At 70.5% G+C, this 21,572-nt stretch carries 21 protein-coding genes and 2 pseudogenes; 7 read left to right on the plus strand and 16 right to left on the minus strand.

Going from position 1 to position 21,572, the window contains the following annotated elements; translation table 11 throughout:
* Positions 1-149: 149 nt before the first annotated feature.
* Entirely contained in the window at positions 150-587 is a 438-nt protein-coding gene (locus ACIHCQ_RS40720; protein ID WP_399674030.1) for a cell division protein SepF, read from the plus strand.
* A 35-nt stretch (positions 588-622) separates the two neighbouring features.
* On the opposite strand, the gene ACIHCQ_RS40725 is transcribed toward ACIHCQ_RS40720, so the two are convergent.
* Together ACIHCQ_RS40725 and ACIHCQ_RS40730 are read right to left on the minus strand one after the other, a co-directional pair.
* The gene (locus ACIHCQ_RS40725; protein WP_399674032.1) at positions 623-1,819 is read right to left on the minus strand and encodes an acyl-CoA dehydrogenase family protein; all 1,197 of its coding nucleotides are present in this window, start codon (positions 1,817-1,819) and stop codon (positions 623-625) included.
* Positions 1,820-1,889: 70 nt separating this feature from the next.
* Positions 1,890-3,599 carry an MFS transporter gene (locus tag ACIHCQ_RS40730; RefSeq protein ID WP_399674034.1) on the minus strand — a complete coding sequence of 570 codons (1,710 nt, stop codon included), beginning with the start codon at positions 3,597-3,599 and terminating at the stop codon, positions 1,890-1,892.
* Positions 3,600-4,012: 413 nt separating this feature from the next.
* Here ACIHCQ_RS40730 and ACIHCQ_RS40735 point away from each other — a divergent pair, with 413 nt between their 5' ends.
* The gene (locus ACIHCQ_RS40735; protein WP_399674036.1) at positions 4,013-5,029 is read left to right on the plus strand and encodes a phosphatase PAP2 family protein; all 1,017 of its coding nucleotides are present in this window, start codon (positions 4,013-4,015) and stop codon (positions 5,027-5,029) included.
* Positions 5,030-5,117: 88 nt separating this feature from the next.
* On the opposite strand, the gene ACIHCQ_RS40740 is transcribed toward ACIHCQ_RS40735, so the two are convergent.
* Positions 5,118-5,333, minus strand: coding sequence for an I78 family peptidase inhibitor (locus ACIHCQ_RS40740; protein ID WP_399674038.1), 216 nt, complete (start codon positions 5,331-5,333; stop codon positions 5,118-5,120).
* A 439-nt stretch (positions 5,334-5,772) separates the two neighbouring features.
* Here ACIHCQ_RS40740 and ctaD point away from each other — a divergent pair, with 439 nt between their 5' ends.
* On the plus strand, positions 5,773-7,497 hold the full coding sequence (ctaD, locus tag ACIHCQ_RS40745) for a cytochrome c oxidase subunit I (protein ID WP_399674040.1): 1,725 nt from the start codon (positions 5,773-5,775) through the stop codon (positions 7,495-7,497).
* Here ctaD and ACIHCQ_RS40750 read toward each other — a convergent pair.
* Genes ACIHCQ_RS40750 through ACIHCQ_RS40760 form a run of 3 tightly spaced genes read right to left on the minus strand, consistent with a single transcriptional unit; the run spans position 7,442 to position 10,584 of the window.
* Positions 7,442-8,416 carry a helix-turn-helix transcriptional regulator gene (locus tag ACIHCQ_RS40750; protein WP_399674043.1) on the minus strand — a complete coding sequence of 325 codons (975 nt, stop codon included), beginning with the start codon at positions 8,414-8,416 and terminating at the stop codon, positions 7,442-7,444. The two genes, ctaD and ACIHCQ_RS40750, sit on opposite strands and share 56 nt — an antisense overlap.
* 48 nt (positions 8,417-8,464) lie before the next feature.
* On the minus strand, positions 8,465-9,289 hold the full coding sequence (locus ACIHCQ_RS40755) for a hypothetical protein (protein ID WP_399674045.1): 825 nt from the start codon (positions 9,287-9,289) through the stop codon (positions 8,465-8,467).
* A complete protein-coding gene (locus ACIHCQ_RS40760; RefSeq protein ID WP_399674047.1) occupies positions 9,286-10,584 on the minus strand; it encodes a glycosyltransferase family 4 protein in 1,299 nt (432 codons plus the stop codon). Before ACIHCQ_RS40760 ends, ACIHCQ_RS40755 begins: the two co-directional genes overlap by 4 nt.
* A gap of 122 nt (positions 10,585-10,706) precedes the next feature.
* Between ACIHCQ_RS40760 and ACIHCQ_RS40765 the strand changes: the two are divergent.
* A pseudogene (locus ACIHCQ_RS40765) lies at positions 10,707-10,894 on the plus strand (ATP-binding cassette domain-containing protein); the annotation flags it as partial.
* A gap of 74 nt (positions 10,895-10,968) precedes the next feature.
* Here the strand turns inward: ACIHCQ_RS40765 and ACIHCQ_RS40770 are convergent.
* A complete protein-coding gene (locus ACIHCQ_RS40770) occupies positions 10,969-11,586 on the minus strand; it encodes a transglycosylase family protein (RefSeq protein ID WP_399674049.1) in 618 nt (205 codons plus the stop codon).
* A 353-nt stretch (positions 11,587-11,939) separates the two neighbouring features.
* Between ACIHCQ_RS40770 and ACIHCQ_RS40775 the strand changes: the two genes are divergently transcribed.
* Positions 11,940-12,755, plus strand: a complete 816-nt coding sequence (locus tag ACIHCQ_RS40775) for a hypothetical protein (RefSeq protein WP_399674051.1) — start codon at positions 11,940-11,942, stop codon at positions 12,753-12,755.
* A gap of 122 nt (positions 12,756-12,877) precedes the next feature.
* On the plus strand, positions 12,878-13,180 hold the full coding sequence (locus ACIHCQ_RS40780) for a hypothetical protein (protein WP_399674053.1): 303 nt from the start codon (positions 12,878-12,880) through the stop codon (positions 13,178-13,180).
* A gap of 27 nt (positions 13,181-13,207) precedes the next feature.
* Here ACIHCQ_RS40780 and der read toward each other — a convergent pair whose 3' ends face one another.
* The 5 genes from der to aroH all read right to left on the minus strand — a co-directional run bounded on the left by der (position 13,208) and on the right by aroH (position 17,728).
* Positions 13,208-14,668: a ribosome biogenesis GTPase Der gene (gene der, locus ACIHCQ_RS40785; protein ID WP_399674055.1), complete on the minus strand. Its 1,461-nt coding sequence runs from the start codon at positions 14,666-14,668 to the stop codon at positions 13,208-13,210.
* Between the two features lie 106 nt (positions 14,669-14,774).
* Entirely contained in the window at positions 14,775-15,494 is a 720-nt protein-coding gene (locus tag ACIHCQ_RS40790; RefSeq protein WP_399674057.1) for a lysophospholipid acyltransferase family protein, read from the minus strand.
* On the minus strand, positions 15,452-16,135 hold the full coding sequence (gene cmk, locus ACIHCQ_RS40795) for a (d)CMP kinase (RefSeq protein WP_399674059.1): 684 nt from the start codon (positions 16,133-16,135) through the stop codon (positions 15,452-15,454). Before cmk ends, ACIHCQ_RS40790 begins: the two co-directional genes overlap by 43 nt.
* 148 nt (positions 16,136-16,283) lie before the next feature.
* Positions 16,284-17,369 (minus strand): prephenate dehydrogenase, encoded by a 1,086-nt coding sequence (locus ACIHCQ_RS40800; RefSeq protein WP_399674060.1) that lies wholly within the window; start codon positions 17,367-17,369, stop codon positions 16,284-16,286.
* Positions 17,366-17,728: a chorismate mutase gene (gene aroH, locus ACIHCQ_RS40805; RefSeq protein ID WP_399674061.1), complete on the minus strand. Its 363-nt coding sequence runs from the start codon at positions 17,726-17,728 to the stop codon at positions 17,366-17,368. Before aroH ends, ACIHCQ_RS40800 begins: the two co-directional genes overlap by 4 nt.
* A gap of 96 nt (positions 17,729-17,824) precedes the next feature.
* Between aroH and ACIHCQ_RS40810 the strand changes: the two genes are divergently transcribed.
* Entirely contained in the window at positions 17,825-18,586 is a 762-nt protein-coding gene (locus ACIHCQ_RS40810; protein WP_399674062.1) for a DNA polymerase beta superfamily protein, read from the plus strand.
* Here ACIHCQ_RS40810 and ACIHCQ_RS40815 read toward each other — a convergent pair.
* The 4 genes and pseudogenes from ACIHCQ_RS40815 to ACIHCQ_RS40830 form a co-directional block, all read right to left on the minus strand.
* Positions 18,512-19,297 (minus strand): DNA polymerase beta superfamily protein, encoded by a 786-nt coding sequence (locus ACIHCQ_RS40815; RefSeq protein ID WP_399674063.1) that lies wholly within the window; start codon positions 19,295-19,297, stop codon positions 18,512-18,514. The genes ACIHCQ_RS40810 and ACIHCQ_RS40815 overlap by 75 nt on opposite strands.
* A 3-nt stretch (positions 19,298-19,300) precedes the next feature.
* Positions 19,301-20,350, minus strand: coding sequence for an ADP-ribosylglycohydrolase family protein (locus ACIHCQ_RS40820; protein WP_399674064.1), 1,050 nt, complete (start codon positions 20,348-20,350; stop codon positions 19,301-19,303).
* Positions 20,347-21,096, minus strand: a complete 750-nt coding sequence (locus tag ACIHCQ_RS40825; protein ID WP_399674065.1) for an NUDIX hydrolase — start codon at positions 21,094-21,096, stop codon at positions 20,347-20,349. The genes ACIHCQ_RS40820 and ACIHCQ_RS40825 overlap by 4 nt, the downstream gene beginning before the upstream one ends.
* A gap of 131 nt (positions 21,097-21,227) precedes the next feature.
* Positions 21,228-21,503 (minus strand): annotated as a pseudogene (locus ACIHCQ_RS40830) (transcriptional regulator); the annotation flags it as partial.
* Between the last annotated feature and the right edge of the window lie 69 nt (positions 21,504-21,572).

A 21,572-nucleotide genomic window follows, 5' to 3' on the forward strand; every position in this document is an offset into this window, starting at 1 on the left:
ACCAATCACCACAACTTCTGCACCAGTACCGTCACGAATCCCCTGCGCGGCGGCTATCCCCTTGGCGCGCGATCCGCATTATGGACGACCATAGGGGTGCGGCACGACAAAAGACCGCAATGAGCGGACTGGAGCGGAAGGAGGCGTCCATGGGTTCGGTGCGCAAGGCGAGCGCCTGGCTGGGACTCGTCGAGGACAGCGACGAGCGTTACTACGACGACGAGTACGCCGAGAGCGGGGACACAGGCGACGCGTGGGTCACCGACCCGCGGGTGCGTGTGGTCTCCGAGTCCGCCCCGCAGGAGGAGAGCCGCCGGATCGCCACGGTCTCCCCCGACAGCTTCCGGGACGCCCGCGCCATCGGTGAGCTCTTCCGGGACGGCGTCCCGGTCATCGTCAATCTCACCTCCATGGAGCCCGCCGACGCCAAGCGCGTGGTGGACTTCGCGGCGGGACTGATCTTCGGTCTGCGCGGCTCGATCGATCGGGTCGCCACCCGGGTCTTCCTGCTGAGCCCCGCCGACACTCAGGTCGTCAGCGGGGAAGTCGTGGGTCGCTCGAAGGATGGATTCTTCAACCAGAGCTGAGCAAGGCGCTCGCTGGACTTCTTGTCCTATCTGTCTTACCGGAAGGCATCCAGACCGGTGAGCGCCTTGCCCAGCACGAGCTGGTGCATCTCGACGGTGCCCTCATAGGTGAGCACCGACTCCAGGTTCGTCGCATGCCGCATCACCGGGTACTCCAGCGAGATCCCGTTCGCGCCGAGGATGGTGCGCGAAGTGCGGCAGATCTCGATCGCCTCCCGCACATTGTTGAGCTTCCCGAAGCTGACCTGCTCGGGACGGAGTTTTCCCGCATCCAGACGCCGGCCCAGATGATGGGCGAGCAGAATCCCCTTGTGCAGTTCGACGGCCATGTCCGCGAGCTTCGCCTGCGTGAGCTGGAAGCCGCCGATCGGCCTGCCGAACTGCTCGCGCGTCTTCGCGTACGAGACCGCCGCCTCGAAACTGGAGCGGGCGGCGCCCATCGAGCCCCACACGATTCCGTAGCGGGCGTGGCTGAGACAGCCGAGCGGGCCGCGCAGTCCGGTGACCTCCGGCAGGACCGCGTCGGCGGGCAGCCGCACCTCGTCCAGGACGAGTTCGCTGGTGACGCTCGCCCGCAGGGACCACTTGTGCTTGATCTCGACGGCGGCGAAGCCGGGGGCGTCGGTCGGTACGACGAAGCCACGGATGCCTTCGTCCGTCTGCGCCCAGACGACGGCGACATCGGCCACCGAACCATTGGTGATCCACATCTTGCGGCCCGTCAGCACCCAGTCGCCGCCGTCGCGTTTGGCGTGGGTGCGCATACCGGCCGGATCGGAGCCGTGGTCGGGCTCGGTGAGGCCGAAGCAGCCGATGAGCTCGCCCGCCGCCATGGCGGGCAGCCACCGCTGCTTCTGCTCCTCGGAGCCGAAGCGGTGGATCGCGTACATGGCGAGCGAGCCCTGTACGGACACGAGCGAGCGAATGCCGGAATCGGCTGCCTCCAGCTCCAGGCAGGCCAGTCCGTACTGGACGGCGGTGGCGCCCGCGCAGCCGTAGCCCTTGAGCGACATGCCGAGCGCGCCGAGCGCGCCGAGTTCGCGGGTCAGTTCGCGGATGACCGGGAGCTCGCCGCGCTCGTACCAGTCGGCGATGTGCGGCAGGACGCGGTCGGCGGCCCAGGCGCGGACGGTGGAGCGGATCGCGAGGTCCTCGGGGTCGAGCAGGTCGTCGAGGCCGAGGAGGTCGCCGGGGTCGAACGACGGCTTCGAGGGGGTGACGGGTGCGGACATGGCGTGGCCTCCGGTGGCGTTCCGCTCAGAAAACTAGCAGCGCTAGTCACGGCTGGGCAGAGGCTACGGCTCAGTGTGCCGCGCGTCCAGACCCGGTCGCCTCGGCCGGTTCGCGGCTCGCCGGGATCGAGACCTCGGGCCGCTGCGGCTTCGGGTGCTCCTCCGCCGCCGCATGCTCCACCGCCGCATGCTCCACCGCCGCATGCTCCACCGCCGCATGCTCCGCCGTCGCGCACTCCATGACCCGCGGCAGCCGCAGCGCGGCGAGCGCGCCGAGCAGCAGCAGCCCCGCCGAGACCAGGAGCGTGATGTGCAGGCCGGTCACAAAGGAACCGCGTGCCGTGGTGCGCAGCAGCTCCCCGGGCGCGCCGCCCAGCCGGTCCGCCACCTGGTAAGCCTCGCCCAGCGAGTTGGCCGCGTCGGCGCTCGCGTGCCCCGGAACCCCGGCCAGGGAGGTGAGCGCGGGCGCGTACGCCGCGTTCATGACGCTGCCGAGCAGGGCGATCCCCATGCCCGCGCCCAGCTGGTACGAGGTCTCGCCGATCGCCGCGGCCCCGCCCGCCTGCTCCGGCGGCGCCTCGCTGAGCATCGACTCGTACGCGGCGAAGAGTGTGGTCTGCAGCCCGAAGCCGAGCAGGACGAACCCCGTGGTCAGCAGCCACGGCCGGTCGTGCTGGCCCATCGAGGTCAGCAGCAGCACGGCGGCGGCGGTGAGGACGAAGCCCCAGCCGACCATCCGGCGCGGTCCGACGCGGCGCAGGGTGTACGAGCCGGTGGCCCCGGCGGCCATCGCGGCGAAGGTCAGCGGCAGCAGCCGCAGACCGGTCTCCAGCGGGGTGAGACCGAGAACGAGCTGGAGGTACTGGACCGCGATCAGTTCGAGGCCGACCAGGGCGAGCATGGCGAGGACGATGCAGCCGACGGAGGTGGAGAAGGTGGGCCTGGCGAACATCCGCACATCGATCAGCGGCTGCGCCCGGTGCTTCTGCCGCCGTACGAACAGGGTGAGCAGCGCCCCGCCCAGCAGCAGCGGGACGAACGCCCTGAGGTCGAGCACGCTGACGCCCGCGCCCAGCCGCTTCACCCCGAGCACCGCGCCGAGCACGCCCGCCGCCGCGAGCAGCGCGCCCAGTACGTCCCAGGGGCCGTCGGAACTGCCCTTGGACTCGGGCAGCAGCCAGCGGCCGACCGGCAGGATCAGCGCCATCAGCGGGATGTTGATCAGGAAGACGGAGCCCCACCAGAAGTGCTCGACGAGGAAGCCGCCGAGTACAGGACCGGTGGCGGCGCCGACCGCGGCGACCGCGGTCCAGATGCCTATGGCCGTCGCCCGTTCCCGCCGGTCGGGGAAGACGGCGCGGAGGAGCGACAGCGTCGCCGGCATGATCATCGCGCCGCCGACGCCGAGCAGGGCGCGGGCCCCGATCAGGATTTCCGGGGTGGTGGCGAACGCGGCGAACGCGGAGGCGGCGCCGAAGATGCCGTAGCCGATCAGCAGGACGCGGCGGCGGCCGATCCGGTCGCCGAGCGAGCCGAAGAGGATCAGCAGAGCGGCGCAGATGAGTGGGTAGGTGTCCACGATCCAGAGCAGCTGGACCCCGCTGGGGCGCAGATCCTCCGTGACGGCGGGGACGGCGACATGCAGCACGGTCGCGTCCAGGGCGACCACCAGCAGGCTGACACAGAGGACGAAAAGCACGACCCAGCGGTTGGCGACCCAGGGGGTTCCACCGCCGCCGGCGGCACATGGCCGTGCACCGGCAATGGTCGTCCCGGACATGTACCTACCTCCCAATGAATCCCTCGCGCTCGGCGGGCCAGCCGGGGACGTTACTGCGTGGTTGTCCTCCAGGGCGGCCCGGCATCGACGGGCGAGTGAGCCGACAGCGTACGCGAGTCGGGGCGGGTGGCGAGTGGCCCATGTCTCACCACTGAGCCCGGCGGTGTGTGGCGTACGCCACGTCAGGAGGGGCCGCGGCTGCGAAAATTCCACGCCGTCGGCCGAAGAAGTATTTCTGTATCGCTGAAAGAACACTCCCGAGTGGGCTGTCCGATAAATAGGACGTAAGGTCACCAGGATTTCCGTATTGACCTGGGATAAAGGTGGAGCTGAGACATACTCCACATCACATCGTCATCACGAACAGCCCGGATGTGCCTGGCCCGACACTCACTCGCTGTAACGTCGATTCCGTGCGTACCGACATCTTCGCCCGCCTGGACCGGGAGCCGGAACCGCCGAAGATAGAGATCCCGCGGATGAGCCGCATCCGTCTCGCCCTCTTCGGCGGGACATCGGCGTTCTATTTCGCCATCGTCGTCGCCGTGCTGGCGTCGTCCTGGCTGGTGATCATCGACTGGAAAATCATGCTTTTCCGGCCCTACCAGCAGTGGCCGGAGCTCCATGCCTTCCTCGACTACTTCGTGGTGCTCGGCCAGCGCGGCCCCACGGCCGTGATGGTCGCGGCGTGGCTCGGCTGGCGCTCCTGGCGTCAGCACACCCTGCGTCCGCTGCTCGTCCTGGGCGCTTCGCTGCTGCTTCTGAACGTGACCGTCGGCGCGGTCAAGATCGGTCTCGGGCGCCTCGGCCCCCATTACGCGACCGAGATCGGATCCGCCGAACTGTTCGCCGGCGGCGATATATTTCCCTCCGGGCACACCGCGAACGCCGTCGTGACCTGGGGAATCCTGGCGTATTTGGCCACCACTCCGCGGGCCAGACGCTATCTGTCGGCTTTCTCCGCCGTGGTCTCCCTCGGGGTCGGCCTGACGACGGTGTATCTCGGTACGCACTGGCTGAGCGATGTGCTGCTGGGGTGGGCGGCGGGTCTGCTGATCCTGCTCGGGCTGCCCTGGTGCGAGCCGCTGATCGGCCGTGCGGAGGCCTGGGTCTTCGCGCTGCGCGAGCAGTGGCGTGCGCGTCGCCGGCTGGTTCCGACGCTGCCGGTCGCCACGGGCGGTTCGCGGCCGACGATATTCCCGCAGGCAGGCCCCCCCAAGGTCGCCGAACAGCCGGTGTCCGCCAGCGGCTCCGCCCGGGCCGCGTCCAACGCCAACTCCAACACCAACGGGGGCGGGAGCGGAAGCGGCAGGACCACGACGACGCAGCTCGCCCAGCGCCCGCCGCACCCGGTGCGCTCGGACCGGATGCCCGTCACGCCGTCCGGCAGCCGCCGTCCGCCGACCTCACGGCCTGTCACGGGCGGCTGACCGAGCCGATCCGATCCGTACGACGACGATGGCCCCGACCGTTTCCACGGTCGGGGCCATCGTCGTACGCGGTGGATGTACGGGAAGGTCAGCCGGGCCAGCAGCGGATGACCCTGCCCGCCTCGACCTCGAAGTTCAGCCGACCCACCAGGTACTCCATGGTGATGATCGCGCCCGGCGGCAGCGACCTGACGGTGGTCCAGCCGCGCTTGCGCGCCAGCGCCTCGGCGCCCTCGGCGGCGAGGCCGACGTACGACGCGGGGGTGTCGTCGGGCTGTCCGGGTGGGGTCGGTGTGGGTGCCATGCCACCCACCGTAAGCGGCCGGGGAGGGCAACGGAAGCCGGGGACCACGCTACGACCGCACCCCCATGTCCGTCCCCCGTACGCCACTCGTCACGCTTCTGTCACAGGAGCGGGACGTGCGTTCGGCCCGAACTCCGCCACTCGAACAAGCAGTCCAGAGCGGCTTGCACCGTAATTCCGCTGCCCTTGGATACCATGCCCAATTCCTGACAAGAATGCCCCGGACAGGCGATCGAGTATGAATTGACGGGGCCGTAGAGAATTCACGGGTTCCTTACAGAATCCCCCCGTATCCGCGTGCGCTCTCTTGGCTGGAGTCCCACCCCGTGGCCTACGCACCCTGTTGAAGGCGAGCCGACGGCGAGCATCATGTCTGGAACCTGATACGACCCGATACGAATGACCGAAGCGCGAGCCGCGGACAGCCAAGGGGGCAGCGATGAGGACGCAGACCGCCGAAGCCACAGCCGGTCCGGGCCGGGTCCGGCAGCCGGGCCGGGTGCTCGTGGACTGGCTGACCACCACCGACCACAAGAAGATCGGGCATCTCTACCTGATCACGTCGTTCGGTTTCTTCCTGATCGCCGGTCTGATGGCCCTGATCATGCGGGCCGAGCTGGCCCGCCCGGGGCTCCAGCTGATGAACAACGATCAGTTCAACCAGGCCTTCACGATGCACGGCACCATCATGCTGCTGCTCTTCGCGACCCCGGCGTTCGCGGGCTTCGCCAACGAGATCATGCCGCTTCAGATCGGCTCGCCGGATGTGGCCTTCCCCCGGCTGAACATGCTCTCGTACTGGCTCTACCTCTTCGGCGCCCTGATCGTCCTCGGCTCGCTGCTGACACCGGGCGGATCGGCGAGCTTCGGCTGGTTCGCGTACGCGCCGCTCAACTCCCTGGAGCGCTCCCCGGGCATCGGCGCGGATATGTGGATCATGGGGCTCGCGCTCTCCGGCTTCGGCACGATCCTCGGCGCGGTCAACTTCATCACCACCATCATCGGGATGCGCGCGCCGGGCATGACCATGTTCCGGATGCCCATCTTCACCTGGAATGTGCTCTTCACTTCGATCCTGGTGCTGTTCGCGTTCCCGGTACTCGCGGCGGCGCTGCTGGTGCTGGAGGCGGACCGGCAGTTCGGATCGGTGGTGTTCCAGCCCGAGTCCGGCGGGGCGCTGCTGTGGCAGCACCTGTTCTGGTTCTTCGGGCATCCCGAGGTCTACATCATCGCGCTGCCGTTCTTCGGCATCGTCACCGAAATCCTCCCGGTGTTCTCCCGGAAGCCGATCTTCGGTTATCTCACGCTGGTCGCCGCGACCATGGCCATCACCGGGCTTTCGGTGGTGGTGTGGGCGCACCATATGTTCGCGACCGGCGCGGTGCTGCTGCCGTTCTTCTCCTTCATGTCTTTCCTGATCGCGGTCCCGACCGGGGTGAAGTTCTTCAACTGGACGGGGACGATGCTCAAGGGGTCGCTGTCCTTCGAGACGCCGATGCTGTGGGCCGTCGGCTTCCTGGTGTCGTTCCTGTTCGGCGGGTTGACCGGCGTCATCCTGGCCTCGCCGCCGCTGGACTTCCATGTCACCGACTCGTACTTCGTGGTCGCGCACTTCCACTACGTCGTCTTCGGCACCGTCGTCTTCGCGACCTTCGCGGGCTTCTCTTTCTGGTGGCCCAAGTTCACCGGCAAAATGCTCGACGAACGGCTCGGCAAGATCCAGTTCTGGACGCTGTTCGTCGGTTTCCACACCACCTTCCTGGTCCATCACTGGCTGGGCGCGGAGGGCATGCCACGGCGGTACGCGGACTATCTGGCGGCCGACGGCTTCACCGCGCTCAACACGATCTCGACCATCGGCTCGTTCCTGCTCGGCCTCTCCACGCTGCCGTTCCTCTACAACATCTGGAAGACCGCCAAGTACGGCAAGAAGGTGGAGGTGGACGACCCGTGGGGATATGGGCGTTCGCTGGAGTGGGCGACGTCCTGCCCGCCGCCACGCCACAACTTCGTGGCCATTCCCCGCGTACGCTCCGAGTCGCCCGCCTTCGATCTGCACCACCCCGCGCACGCGGCCCTGCAGCGGTCGGGAGAAGGGCCGGAGGGGATCAGTCTCCCGGAGCCAGAGCCAGGGCCCGGGAAAGACGGTCCCGGATCGTTCTGATGTACTCGGTCAGCTCCGGCGGCTCGATCACCTCGAAGTCCACGCCCATGAGCATCACATGGACCACCATCCCATCCAGGCTCGCGGCCCCCGTGCGCAGCACACAGGTGCTGTCGTCGACCGCCTCCAGCGTTCCGGCCGAGGGGCCGATGATCCGGCCCGCCTCCTCGGCGGACGTATGGAGCCGGACGACCGCGTGTGCCGCGTACGCGCGCGTGGAGACGCCCCGCGAGACGTACGCGGCGAGATCCTCGGCCGGCGGGGTGCGCGGCGTGAAGCGCGGGCCGTGCGGCGGCTTCGGTGTGATCCGGTCGGCCCGGAACGTACGCCAGTCGGCGCGGTCCACGTCCCAGGCGACCAGATACCAGCGCCGCTCGGTGCAGACCAGACGGTGCGGTTCGACGGTGCGGCGGGTCGCGGCGCCGCCGTGGTCGAGGTATTCGAAGCGCAGCCGCTCGCTGTCCCGGCAGGCGTTGGCCAGTTCGGTCAGCACACTCGCGTCGACGGTGGAGCGCTGTTGTCCGCGCAGCATCGGCACGGTGAAGGCGTTGAGCGCGCCGACCCGGTGGCGCAGGCGGCTCGGCAGCACCTGCTCCAGTTTGGACAGGGCGCGTACGGAGGTTTCGCCGATGCCCTCGATGCCGTGGCCGGCGGCGGTGCGCAGGCCGACCGCGACGGCCACCGCCTCCTCGTCGTCCAGCAGCAGCGGCGGGAGCTCGGCGCCCGCGCCGAGCTGATAGCCGCCGCCGGTGCCGGGGCTGGCGTTGACCGGGTAGCCGAGTTCACGCAGCCGGTCGACATCGCGGCGTACGGTGCGCGGCGTGACCCCGAGCCGGTCGGCGAGGTCGGCGCCGGACCATTCACGGTGGGCCTGGAGGAGGGACAGCAGTCGGAGCAGGCGTGCCGAGGTTTCCAACATGAGGTAAGTCTGTCAGCGCTTGCGGACAGCGACTGTCCGCAAGCCGGCTCAGTTGGCGACGGTGATGCGTACGCAGAGATCGTTGTCGCTGGTGTAGCAGGCGGCCGCCCGGCACTTGCCCGCGACCAGCCTCGGGTAGACGAAGATGCCCTTCTTGTCCCAGATGTCGTCCAGGATGCGGGAGATCCGTATCCCGGGCGCATCCGCCGCGGGGCGCAGCCACAGCTCCCACAGCTGTTCCTTGGCCACGGACTTTTCGGCCATCGGCCCGTACGTCAGGGTGAAGCCGAAGGACCGGCCCTCGCCCCGCACCGGCACCGCGTGCACCCGGTCGGCGTCGCGGTCGCCCGTACGCAGCCGGGCCTCGGCCACCGCGCCCTCGGCCAGCTCGGCCCCGTAGAGCATGCCCTCCACCGTTATCGCGCCCCGCTCCGCCGCGAGGCCGATGTCGCCCGCCTCCGCGTGCGGCGCGCGGAGCCAGCTGCGGACCGTGAGGTGGCCGCCCGCCGTCGGATACGGGACGCGCGCGGCGACCCGGTCGGCGTCGGGAGCACGGTCGACGAGCGCCCGCAGATCCCGGCTGCCCGGCTCGACGGGCTCGTCATCGGTGTACACGTCCCAGTGGCCCTCGGCCAGCTCGACCGTGCTGGGCAGCACGGCGCGCGAGGTGCCCTCACCGGAGGGGGTCAGCGGCAGCCGCGTCTCGTCCGCCGGGTCCGTGGAGCCGCGCCGCTTCAACACCAGGACGGCGTCCGGCGCGCCCGCGCCCGCCAGGTCGAAGGTGAGGCCGCCGGCCGAGTCGGCTATGCAGTCGGCCCGCGGCGCCCGCCGCTCGGCGGAATCAGGGGTGGAGACGGATGTGGACGCGGTCATGAGGTCTTCTTCCCTTTCCGGATGCCTGCGCGAATCACGGTGACGGCCTGGTCGCGCAGCGAGTAGATCCCGCCGTACAGCACGCCCCGGCCGCGGTGGAGCGCGTCGCGCGCCGCGCTGCGCGAGCGTCCGGACTCGTTACGCCCGACCAGCTCGGTGAACAGCGCCTCGTGGCGCTCGGCGATCCGCGCCGGGTCGAAACGGGCGGAGGCGGCGAGCGCCGCCTGCCCCGTGCGCCGCCGCAGATCGTCGTCGTTGATCAGCGCGAGCAGCGCGTCGGCGATGGCGTCCACGTCGCCGACCGGCACCAGCCGGCCGTCCACGCCGTCCTCGATGATCTCGCGGGGCCCGTGCGGGCAGTCGGTGGAGACGACGGGTACGCCGCACCGCATCGCCTCGACGATCGTCATGCCGAACGACTCACGGCTGGAGGTGACGGCGGCGATCGAGCCCTTGACCCACTCGGGCTCCAGCGGGTTGGCGTTCCCCATCAGGAAGACGTGGTTGTTCAGTCCGCGCTCCTCGATGAGGACGCGCAGGGCGTTCCTCTCGTTGCCGGTCGCGTCGCCGGTGCCGTAGATCCGCAGCCGCCAGTCGGGGCGGGCGGCGACCACCTTGGAGAATGCCTTGACCAGCAGGTCGTACCGCTTGACCTTGGTGAGGCGACCGGCCGCGATGATCCACTTGGCGGAGGAGTCGGCGGGCGCGATGGCGGGCGCGGGCACGGCGTTGGGGATGCCCTCGATGCGTACGCCGGGCAGCTTCAGCCGGGTGCGGTAGGCGCGGGCGTCCGCCTCGGTGACGGTGGTGAGCGCGTCGAGAAGGGGGTAACGGAGCTCGATCTCGCGGCGCATCCGGTAGCCGTGGCCGTCGAGTGTGAGGTGTTCCTGTCCGACGCGGACCGGGCCGGGCCGGGTCTGGCGGACGATGTGGACGTTCAGCCCGGGGCGGGTGCCGACGACGACATCGGCCCGCAGGGACCCCAAGTGGGCGGCGATCCGCGCGTCGGTGAGGCGGCTGTACTGCTTGTGGCGGCCGTCGGCGCGCGGGAAGACCTTGGCGGGCCGCTTGTACTCCGGGTCGTGGACGTCGCAGGTGGGGCTCTGCATGCGCAGGTCGACCAGGTGTTTCATGGTGACGCCCGCGGGGGCTCCCATGGTCGGCTCGTCGCGGTGGCGGAAGACGGACACGATCTCGACGTCGTGGCGCTCGGCCAGGTTCTGGGCGAGGTTGAACGTCGTCCGGATGGTCCCGCCGATTCCGTACGCGTTGTGGAGCAGGAAAGAGATGTGCATACGCCGCCGCGTCCCCCTGGTCTTCGTGTGTGCAGGAGTGGACTGTACTTGTCGGCCAGGGCATGCAGGAGAGCTGGGGCACGGTGAAACAGTTCCGGGTCGTCTCCCCACTCCGGGACGTGCCCGCCGCCGCGCTGAGCGTGCTCGTCGGGCGCAACGGCTCGGGCCGTACCACCGCGCCGGGCGCCCTCTCCGGGGCCGTGCCGCTGTCCGCGGGCGGGTGGTGTGGCGCGGCAGCGACGTCACCGGTCTCCACGCGCGCGAGCGGGCGCGCCGGGGGCTTGTACTCGTACCGGATCAGCGCGCGGTGTAGGGGACCCTCACCGCGGAACAACGGCTGAATGCCGGTCGTCGTTCATGAACCGCGGCGCGGCTCCGTCGTCTTCAGCGCAGAGGCAACCGGGCTGCCGGCGCCCCCACTGTCGCCGCCGCTGTCTTCGGGATGGCAAGTATCGTGCCTACGGTCAGCAGGTTCGGAGAGCTGCCGATCACCTTCTTGTTGGCCGCGTAGAACGCCCGCCAGCCGCCCGGTGTCCGGTAGCGCTTGGCGATCGAATACAGCGTGTCGCCCGGCTCGACCGTGTGAGCCCGGCCCCTGAGCCCGTACCGCTTGGCACAGGCGGGCCACGCCCCCCACCCCTGCATACGCAGGACCTCCCGCGCGACCTTGATCTGCTCCTTGCGGGTGGCGAGGTCCGCGCGCGGCGCGTACACGAGTCCGCCGTACTTCTTCCAGGTCGACTGCCGGAACTGCAGGCCGCCGTAGTAGCCGTTGCCGGTGTTGGCGTGCCAGCGACCGCTGCTCTCGCACTGGGCGAGACAGCTCCAGGGCCCACCCTTGGCCGCGCAGCCGGACAAACCGGTCGACGTGTACGAACCCGGCGGTGCGGACGCACCGGGTGCGGCGTACGCACCGCTCAGCGGAGTGAGTGTCAGCAGCACGGACGCCAGCAGCACAGCAGGCCACGCCGTCCGTCGGATACAGAGCTTCGAGATCGACATCGGGCCACGCTAGGCAGCACACCGGCGTCCGGGCCGGTGCCACGCGCACAGCGCGGCCGACCCCACCCGCTCGGCCGACCCGGCACCCGTTACTGGCGGTATCGGCTAGTTTCAGCCAACCGCTTGATTCCCTGATTTCATCATTTGTCTACCTATCAGGGAACGGGCCACGCCCCGGCCCACCGGCCCAAGTCCCTTGGGAACAGCCACTGTTGGCCCACAGGGACCGACTCCGCGCCCCGTCTCACCGCGCGCCGCGGATGGTTCGTTTCCGTTCCTCTTCGCGCGTGACTCCGCCGCAGATCACCCGTTGAGCTCTTTAGTCCAGTCCGCCCAAGTCCGAGGAGCCACCCGTGCCGCGCATGCTCGACGTCAGCGAGGACGTACGCGCCGAGATCGGCGACGAAGAAGCCGACCGGCTGCTCGCCGGTGAGAACGCCCCGGGCAGCTACGACTGCACCTCCTGCCGCACCCCCGGCGATACCGACCGGGAGCGGACCAGCACCGTGCTGTTCGTCGGCGAGGAGACCGCCGTGCTCGCCTTCGCCCACGCCACCTGCATCCCCTCGCAGGTCGTCAGGGTCGCCGAGGACCAGTTGCAGGGCGCTGTACGGTCCATCACCCGCGAGGAGCCGCAGACACACATGCAGACGCAGACGCCCCGGACGCAGCTCCCCGACGCCGCCCCCGGGCAGGCCATCCTCGGCATCACCAGCGGTCTCGTCCTGATCGCGGGCGAACTACTCCCCGCCCTCGTGGTCGAGCCGACCGCGCCCATCGCCCGCCCCGGCACCACCGGCCACGGCGGCGACGACTTTCTCCCGCTCCTCATCGAGCAGGGCTTCACACCGGTCCACGATGTGAATCAGCGGCCCGGCGTGCTGTCCGGCTGGTCCGTCCTGCTGGCCATGGGCCAGCTGCACGCCGTGCTCCAGCCGGGCACGGACGGCAGCGGCAGCCCGGTCGCCTGGTGGCAGGCGCATCAGCCGCTCCAGGTCACCGAGGGCTGGCGCGCCGCCGCCAACAAGTCCCACACCGTCCTGGTGTTCGCCGCGCCGGTCGGCTCCATCGGGCAGCAGCCGCGCGAGGACCTCCTGCGCGAGGCGCTGGAGAAGGCCGCGGCCGGTGGCCGCCTGGTGGCCGCGGCCATGCCGCTCACGGGCACATGAGCGAGGCGCACGAGAAAGCGAACCTCCACGACGTACCAACGGCGCACGTCCGCGCGCATCCCCCGGAAGAATGCAGCTCCCCGCAGCCCGCATCCGTCCGACTACCGGGTCGTTTCACGTACGTGCATTCCTATGACGTCGACACCACCCGCAGGGCGTACCACAGTCCGGTCCCCGCCAGGCGTCTCGCGCCCGACGCGACGGCGGGCCGCTCCCCCACACCCATCTACGACGCGCTGTACTCCGAGTACCGCAGGTCTTTCCGGGCGCTGCCGGGCGACCGGAGCGGGGAGGAAGATCTCCGCTTCAAACGCTTCGGCGACATGGACCACCTGAGCGACCTGGGCGACCTGGGCGACCTGGATCTACGCAGCAGCAGGCACCGCCTGGTGGCGGTGCCCCCGGCGCCACGCAAGGGTCTGTGACGCCGTTACCGCGGGCGTTACGGCGGGTTACTTGTTACGGCCCCGCTTCTCGCGCACCCGCACCGAGATGTGGATCGGAGTGCCCTCGAAGCCGAACTCCTCCCGCAGCCTGCGCTCCACGAAGCGGCGGTAGCCGTGCTCCAGGAAGCCGGAAGTGAAGAGCACGAACCGCGGCGGCTTCGTCCCCGCCTGCGTGCCGAAGAGGATACGAGGCTGCTTGCCGCCCCGGATCGGGTGCGGGTGCGAGGCCACGATCTCGCCCAGGAACGCGTTGAGCCGACCGGTCGGGATCCGGGTCTCCCAGCCCTCCAGCGCCGTCTCGATCGCCGGGACCAGCTTCTCCATGTGGCGGCCGGTACGGGCCGAGACATTGACCCGCGGGGCCCAGGCGATCTGCGCGAGCTCCGTCTCGATCTCGCGCTCCAGGTAGTAGCGGCGCTCCTCGTCGAGGTTGTCCCACTTGTTGAACGCGACGACCAGGGCGCGCCCCGCCTCGACGGCCATCGTGATGATCCGCTGGTCCTGGACACTGATGGACTCGGTCGCGTCGATCAGGATGACCGCGACCTCCGCCTTCTCCACGGCGGCGGCGGTACGCAGCGAGGCGTAGTAGTCCGCGCCCTCCTGAAGGTGGACCCGGCGGCGGATGCCGGCCGTGTCGATGAACTTCCAGGTGACGCCACCGAGCTCGATCAGCTCGTCGACCGGGTCGCGGGTGGTGCCCGCGACCTCGTTGACGACGACGCGGTCCTCGTTCGCGACCTTGTTGAGCAGCGACGACTTGCCGACGTTCGGGCGGCCGATCAGGGCGATACGGCGCGGTCCGCCGATGGCCTCGCCGAAGGTCTGGGCCGGGGCGTCGGGCAGCGCCTCCAGGACGGCGTCCAGCATGTCGCCCGTACCGCGGCCGTGCAGCGACGAGACGGGGTGCGGCATGCCGAGGCCGAGCGACCACAGGGCGGTGGCGTCCGCCTCGCCGCTCTGCCCGTCGACCTTGTTGGCGCAGAGCACGACGGGCTTGCCGGCCTTGCGCAGCAGCCTGACGACGGCCTCGTCGGTGTCAGTGGCGCCGACCGTGGAGTCCACGACGAAGACCACCGCGTCGGCGGTCTCGATCGCGTACTCGGCCTGAGCGGCGACGGAGGCGTCCAGGCCGAGGACGTCCTGCTCCCAGCCGCCGGTGTCGACCAGCTTGAAGCGGCGGCCCGACCACTCGGCCTCGTAGGTGACGCGGTCGCGGGTGACGCCGGGCTTGTCCTCGACGACGGCCTCACGGCGGCCGATGATGCGGTTCACGAGGGTCGACTTGCCGACATTGGGGCGGCCGACGACGGCGAGGACGGGCAGCGGGCCGTGACTGGCCTCACCGATCGCGCCCTCGACCTCCTCGGGCTCGAAGCCCTCCTGTGCGGCGATCTCCATGAACTCCGCGTACTCGGCGTCGCCAAGCTCCCCGTGCTGGTCGCCGGAGTGGATCTGGTCGTTCATGAAGTGCTTACCTCGTTCGGTTCATCGATGGACCACGGTCCGCGGCCCACTACTCAAGTCTCGCTGTCTCGCCGAGCGGCAAATCCCGCCAGGCAGCAAGTTTCGCCTAGCGCCCGGTGAGACGCTTGGCGTTTTCCAGGTGGGCGCTCAGCCGCTCCTGGATACGTACGGTGGCGTCGTCCAGCGCTGTGCGCGTACGACGGCCGGAGCCGTCGCCCGCCACGAAGGCATCGCCGTAGACGATGTCCACCTTGCCGCGCAGCGGCGGCAGCCCTCGTATCAACCGTCCGCGGCGCTCAGTGCTTCCCAAAACGGCCACCGGAACAATCTGCGCCCCGCTGCGCACCGCGAAATACGCGAGTCCGGCGCGGAGCGAGGCGAAGTCGCCCTCACCCCGCCTGCCCTCGGGGAAGATCCCGAGGACCCCGCCGTTCTCCAGCACGCTCAGCGCGCGGGTGATGGCGGAGCGATCGGCGATCGAACGGTCCACCCTCACCTGGCCGGTCCGGTGGATGAACGCGGCAAGGGGGCCGACGAACGCCTCCGACTTGACCAGGAAGTGTGCGGGACGGGGGGTGGTGCCGATCACCATCGGCCCGTCGATGTTGTGCGTGTGGTTCACGGCGAGGATCACAGGACCGGCGGCCGGAACCCGCCAGGCGCCCAGCACCCGCGGCTTCCACAGCCCGTACATCAGCGCGATGCCGATGCCCCGGCCGACCGCGGCGCCCTTCGCGGAGGGCGTGCCTTCCGAAGACCGTCCGATCAGTGTGGTCAGTACGGTCACCGCCCGGCCCGCCGTTCCTCGACCAGGGTGACGACACATTCTATGACCTGCTGCAAGGTCAGGTCGGTGGTGTCCACCTCGACCGCGTCGGCCGCCTTGGCCAGCGGGGACGTCGTACGGCTGGAGTCGGCCGTGTCCCGCTTGAGCAGCGCTGCCCTGGTGGCCGTGACATCGGAGCCCTTGAGCTCGCCGGAGCGGCGGGCCGCGCGGGCCTCGGGCGAGGCGGTCAGGAAGATCTTGAGGTCCGCGTCCGGCAGGACGGTCGTGCCGATGTCGCGGCCCTCGACCACTATGCCCTTGTCGGCGGCGGCGGCGATGGAGCGCTGCAGCTCGGTGACCCGGGTACGCACCTCGGGGACCGCGCTGACCGCGGACACCTTGGCGGTGACCTCGGGCGTACGGATGGGGCCCGACGCGTCCGCGCCGTCGACGGTGATGGTCGGGGCGGCGGGGTCGGTGCCGGAGACGATGACGGGCTTGGCGGCGGCGGTGGCGACCGCGGCGCGGTCGTTGACGTCGACGCCGTTGCTGATCATCCACCAGGTGATCGCCCGGTACTGGGCGCCGGTGTCCAGGTAGCTCAGCCCCAGGGTGGCGGCCACAGCTTTGGAGGTGCTCGACTTGCCCGTGCCGGAGGGGCCATCGATGGCGACAATCACGGGTTCCACGGTGTCGGACACCTTCCTGGTACGCGAAGAGGGGTGGCCGGAGTGGAGCTGGGGCCACCCCAAGGTTACCGATGATTCGGCCGCGCCCGGCACGCACTGGTCCTGCGCTGGTCCCGCGCTGGTCCCGCGCTGGTCTGAGGGGGGCACGGCCGCCCGGCGCCTACTGCCGGATCGACCAGCCCCGCTCGCTCAGCGCGGCGCTCAGCCGGGGGGCCGCCACCGGTTCCACCATCAGCTGCACCAGGCCCGACTGCTGGCCTGTCGCATGCTCGATCCGTACGTCCTCGATGTTCACGCCCGCCCGGCCCGCGTCCGCGAAGATACGTGCCAGTTCCCCCGGCTGGTCGCTGATCAGCACGGCCACGATCTCGTACGACGTCGGCGCCTGCCCGTGCTTGCCCGGGACCCGGATCCGCCCGGCGTTGCCCCGGCGCAGCACGTCCTCGATGCCCTGCGCGCCGCCCCGGCGCTTGACCTCGTCCGAGGACTGCAGGGAGCGCAGCGCCTGGACCGTCTCGTCCAGGTCCGCCGCCACCCCGGCCAGCACGTCCGCCACCGGGCCCGGGTTCGCGGTGAGGATCTCGATCCACATGCCGGGGTCGGACGCCGCGATCCGCGTCACATCGCGGATGCCCTGGCCACAGAGGCGTACCGCCGTCTCGTCCGCCTCCTCCAGGCGCGCGGCGACCATCGAGGAGATCAGCTGCGGGGTGTGGGAGACGAGGGCGACCGCCCGGTCGTGGGCGTCGGCGTCCATGACCACGGGGACGGCCCGGCAGAGCGCGACCAGTTCCAGGGCGAGGTTGAGGACCTCGGTGTCCGTGTCGCGGGTGGGTGTGAGGACCCAGGGGCGGCCCTCGAAGAGGTCGGCGGTGGCGGCGAGGGGGCCCGAGCTCTCCTTGCCCGCCATCGGATGCGTACCGATGTAGCCGCTCAGATCGGCGCCCAGTGCCTCCAGCTCGCGGCGCGGGCCGCCTTTGACGCTGGCCACGTCCAGATAGCCGCGGGCGGTCCCGGCGCGCATCGCGGCGGCGAGCGTGACGGCCACATGCGCCGGCGGTACGGCGATGATCGCCAGGTCGACGGGTCCTGGCGGCGGCTCGTCGGTGCCCGCGCCGAGGGCGGCGGCGGTACGGGCGCGCTCCGGATCGTGGTCGGCGAGGTGGACGGCGACCCCGCGGCCGGCCAGGGCCAGGGCCGCGGACGTACCGATCAGACCGGTTCCGATGACGACGGCGGTTCTCACTGGGCGATGTCCTTGCGGAGGGCGGCCGCGGCACCGAGGTACACATGCGCGATCTCTGATCTGGGCAGCTCGGACTCCACGTGCGCGAGGATCCGTACGACGCGTGGCATGGCGCCTGCGATGTCCAGCTCCTGCGCGCAGATCAGGGGTACGTCGACGATGCCGAGCTTGCGGGCCGCGGCCGCGGGGAAGTCGCTGTGCAGATCGGGTGTGGCGGTGAACCAGACGCTGATCAGGTCGTCCACGACGAGCCCGTTCCGTTGCAGGATGGCGGTGACGAGCTCGCTGACCTGCTCGTGCATGTGCCCGGCTTCGTCCCGTTCCAGCTGGACGGCTCCGCGGACCGCTCGTACCGCCACGTCGTGCTCCTTCTGACTGTGATGCGAATGCTCAGTTCAGCGTAGTCATGGGTCGGGGTCCGTACGATCGGGGTCGCCTCACCTACGCTCTGGCGCATGACCCCCGACGCGAGCCCCGACGCGGCCTCATTCGTCCGTGACCACACGGTCTACTCCTGTGTGATGGGCTCGCGCGCCTTCGGACTGGCCACGGACGGCAGCGACACGGACCGCCGCGGGGTCTTCGTCGCGCCCGCCTCGCTCTTCTGGCGCTTCGACAAGCCCCCCACCCATGTCGAGGGCCCGGCCGAGGAGCAGTTCAGCTGGGAGCTGGAGCGCTTCCTGAAGCTGGCCCTGCGCGCCAACCCCAACGTCCTGGAGTGCCTGCACTCCCCTCTCGTCGAGTACGCCGACGCCACCGGCCGCGAACTGCTCGCCCTGCGCGACGCGTTCCTCTCCCGCGCCGCCCACCAGACGTTCGTGCTCTACGCCGTCGGCCAGCGCAAGAAGCTGGAGGCGGACGTCCGTCACCACGGCGCCCCGCGCTGGAAGCACGCCATGCATCTGCTGCGCCTCCTCATCGCCTGCCGCGATCTGCTCCGTACCGGCGAGCTCGTCATCGACGTCGGCGCGGACCGCGAGCGGCTGCTCCAGGTCAAGCGGGGCGAGGTGCCCTGGCCGCGGGTCGAAGCGTGGATGGCGCGCCTCGCCGAGGAGGCCGATGCGGCGGCGCCCGGCTCCCCGCTGCCACCCGAGCCCGACCGGGCGCGGGTGGCGGACTTCCTCTTCCGTACGCGCCGGGCGTCAGCTCTCCAGGCGTACGCGGACCACGAAGTCGCGCAGGGCCTCGTAGGCGGTGGGCTCGTCGGGCAGCCGTGAGGCCAGCCGCGCCTCTTCGAGTACGGCGTGCAGCACCTGGGCGTCGGCGCTCGCGCGCCTGCGGTCGACCCCGGAGGCGGCGCCGTGCTCGGCCTCCGCCTTGGCCGCGATCAGTCCGGGGAGCCCGCCCGGGGCGGCGACCTCCCCGAGGAGGGTGGGCAGATGCGCCTGCACCTCGCCGCTGCGCATCAGATGGATGCCGGTGAGCAGCGCGCGGAAGGTGTACAGGAGCGGTTTGATCTCGCCGGTCTTCTCGAAGAGCCGCCACTGGGTGTTCGCGAACCCCCGGTAGTGGTGGGCGTGATGGCTGGTCAGCACGCCGGGGGCGAGCGCCACCAGCTCCGCGTGCGCTTCCGAGGTGTGCACCACCAGCGGCGACAGCAGCTGTTCCAGTACGTATCCGTTGCGCCGCAGCATCAGCCGTACGAACTTGCGCACGTCGTGCGTGACGAGATCCATCTCGACGCCGTCCCGGTCCCACATCCGGGACCGGGTCTCCTCCGGTTCATGCAGGCCCAACAGCTCTTCGACGGGCAGCAGATGGACCCCCCGCAGGTCCACGTCCGAGTCCCGCGACGGAAACCCGTACAGATGCGCCCCGGAGACGGTGGCGAAGAGCAGCGGGTCGGGCTGTTCGGCGACGACGGGACCGAGCTCCATGTCCAGCGGATCGGTCGTATCGGTCGGCGGACGAGTCAGTGGATCAGTCATGGATCAAGCGTCCCAGAGCGCGCCGAGCGACATCAGATCGCTGCGGTACTCAATCCGCTCGGACCACTCCTTGGGCCAGGCGCCCGCTCCCAGGTGCGCTCCCGCGAACGCGCCCGTGAGGCAGGCGATCGAGTCCGAGTCGCCCTTGGTGCAGGCTGCCCGGCGCAGCGCCAGGACCGGCTCCTCGGGGAAGAGCAGGAAGCACAGCAGCGCCGTGGCGAGCGCCTCTTCGGCGATCCAGCCGTCTCCGGTGGCCAGGCACGGGTCGGTCTCCGGGTTGGCCGCGCGCAGGGCCGTCACGAGCCGTTCAAGGACCCGCAGGCACTCGTCCCAGCCGCGCGCGATGAAGGCCCCGGGCGTCGGGTCGTGGGAGTAGGTCCACAGATTGCCGAGCCAGCGCTCGTAGTAGCGGCTGCGGTTCTCGTACGCGTACGAGCGCAGCTGCCCCACCAGGCCCAGCGGCTCCGCGCCCTGCGCCAGCAGGAACACCGCGCGGGCCGTGAGGTCGCTCGCCGCCAGCGCGGTGGGGTGGCCGTGGGTGAGCGCGGACTGCAACTGCGCGGCGCCCGCGCGCTGTTCCTCGCTCAGGCCCGGTACGAGTCCGATGGGCGCGACCCGCATATTGGCGCCGCAGCCCTTGGAACCGATCTGGCTCGCCTCCTGCCAGGGCCGGCCGCCACGGATGCCGGTTTCGATCTGTTCGCAGGCGACCATGCAGGTGCGGCCGGGTGCCCGGTTGTTCTCCGGGGAGCGGTTCCAGGCGACGAACTCGTCGCGCACCGGGCCGGTCAGCCCGGCGGCGGTCAGCAGCCCGTGGTCCATCGCGGTGCGTATGCCGCGCCCGAGGGCCAGCGTCATCTGGGTGTCGTCCGTGACGATCGCGGGCCTGGGGAGTTCCATCTCCCGCCAGGGACCGCACTTGGAGAGGATCTGCGGCACGTCGTTGAACTCGGTCGGGAAGCCCAGCGCGTCCCCGAGCGCGAGCCCGATCAGCGAGCCGGTGGCCGCTTGCTTGGTGATGGTCCTCGTGGACCATGTGGTCGTGGTCTTCATGGTGTCTGCCGTCCTTCCGGTCTCATGAGTGGAGGGTGCAGGGCCGATGCGGCGCCCGCCCGGTAGAGCGCGGCCGGTTTGCCCCGGCCGCCGGTGCGGCGCGGCGGGCCCTCGACGGCTTCGACGAAGCCGGGTGTGGCGAGGACCTTGCGCCGGAAGTTGGGGCGGTCGAGTTCGACGCCCCAGACCGTCTCGTAGACCTGCTGGAGCTCGCCGAGCGTGAACTCGGGCGGACAGAAGGAGGTGGCCAGGCAGGTGTACTCGAGCTTGGCGCCGATTCGGTGGTGCGCGTCGCTGAGGATCGTGTCGTGATCGAAGGCGAGCCGGCCGGCGGCGAGGAGCCGGCCCGCGGAGGCGAGCGGCGCCCACCGGGCGCGGGCCGCGTCCCCGCCGCCGCGCGGCTCCGGCAGATCCGGCAGGAGCGCGGTGTACGCGATGGAGACGACGCGCATGCGGGGGTCGCGGTCCGGGGCGCTGTAGGTGCGCAGCTGCTCCAGGTGGAGATCGGCGACGGTCTCCCTGGACAGACCGGTCTCCTCGGCCAGCTCGCGGCGGGCGGCCAGCTCGGCGGACTCCCGGGGTCGTATGAAACCGCCCGGCAGCGCCCAGGCGCCCTTGTACGGCTCCTCGCCGCGCTCCACGAGCAGGACGTGCAGCCGTCCCTCGCGGACCGTGAAGACGGCGAGGTCGACGGTGACGGCGAAGGCCGGGAAGGAGCCCGGGTCGTAGCCCTGCATCGGCGACATCAGCGGCGCTCCGGCAGAGGGTCGGCGAGGTCCCAGCCCTGGTTGAGGAGGGCGTCCACGGCGGTGACTGCGGCGGCGAGCCGCTGCTCGTGCGGTCCCGTGAGGACGACGGTCCGCGCGACCTCGTCCAGGGTGGTGCCCGTCGACTCGGCGCCGCGGACGACCACGCGGCGGGCGAGCGCGGCGCGCACCGGCGGTTCCAGGAAGTCCCAGCAGCCGACGGGGTCCTTGCGCGCCGCCGTACCGGAGACCGGGCAGACGGTGCGGTCGCGGTCGACGCAGACGGACTCGGCGTCGACCGGCTCAAGGCCGATCGATTCCACGGCGGCGGTCCGTACGAGGTGGTGGTGGCCCGCGTGGGGTGGATAGAACTTCCCGAGCACCAGGCCGTGCCGGTAGACCTTCATGCCGTCGCCTCCGCCAGGTCCCGCCGGTCCCGCTGCCATGCGGCGGATCGCGTGACCAGTCGGCGGCGA

The sequence above is a fragment of the Streptomyces sp. NPDC052236 genome (assembly GCF_044548015.1).
Taxonomy (GTDB): Bacteria; Actinomycetota; Actinomycetes; order Streptomycetales; family Streptomycetaceae; genus Streptomyces.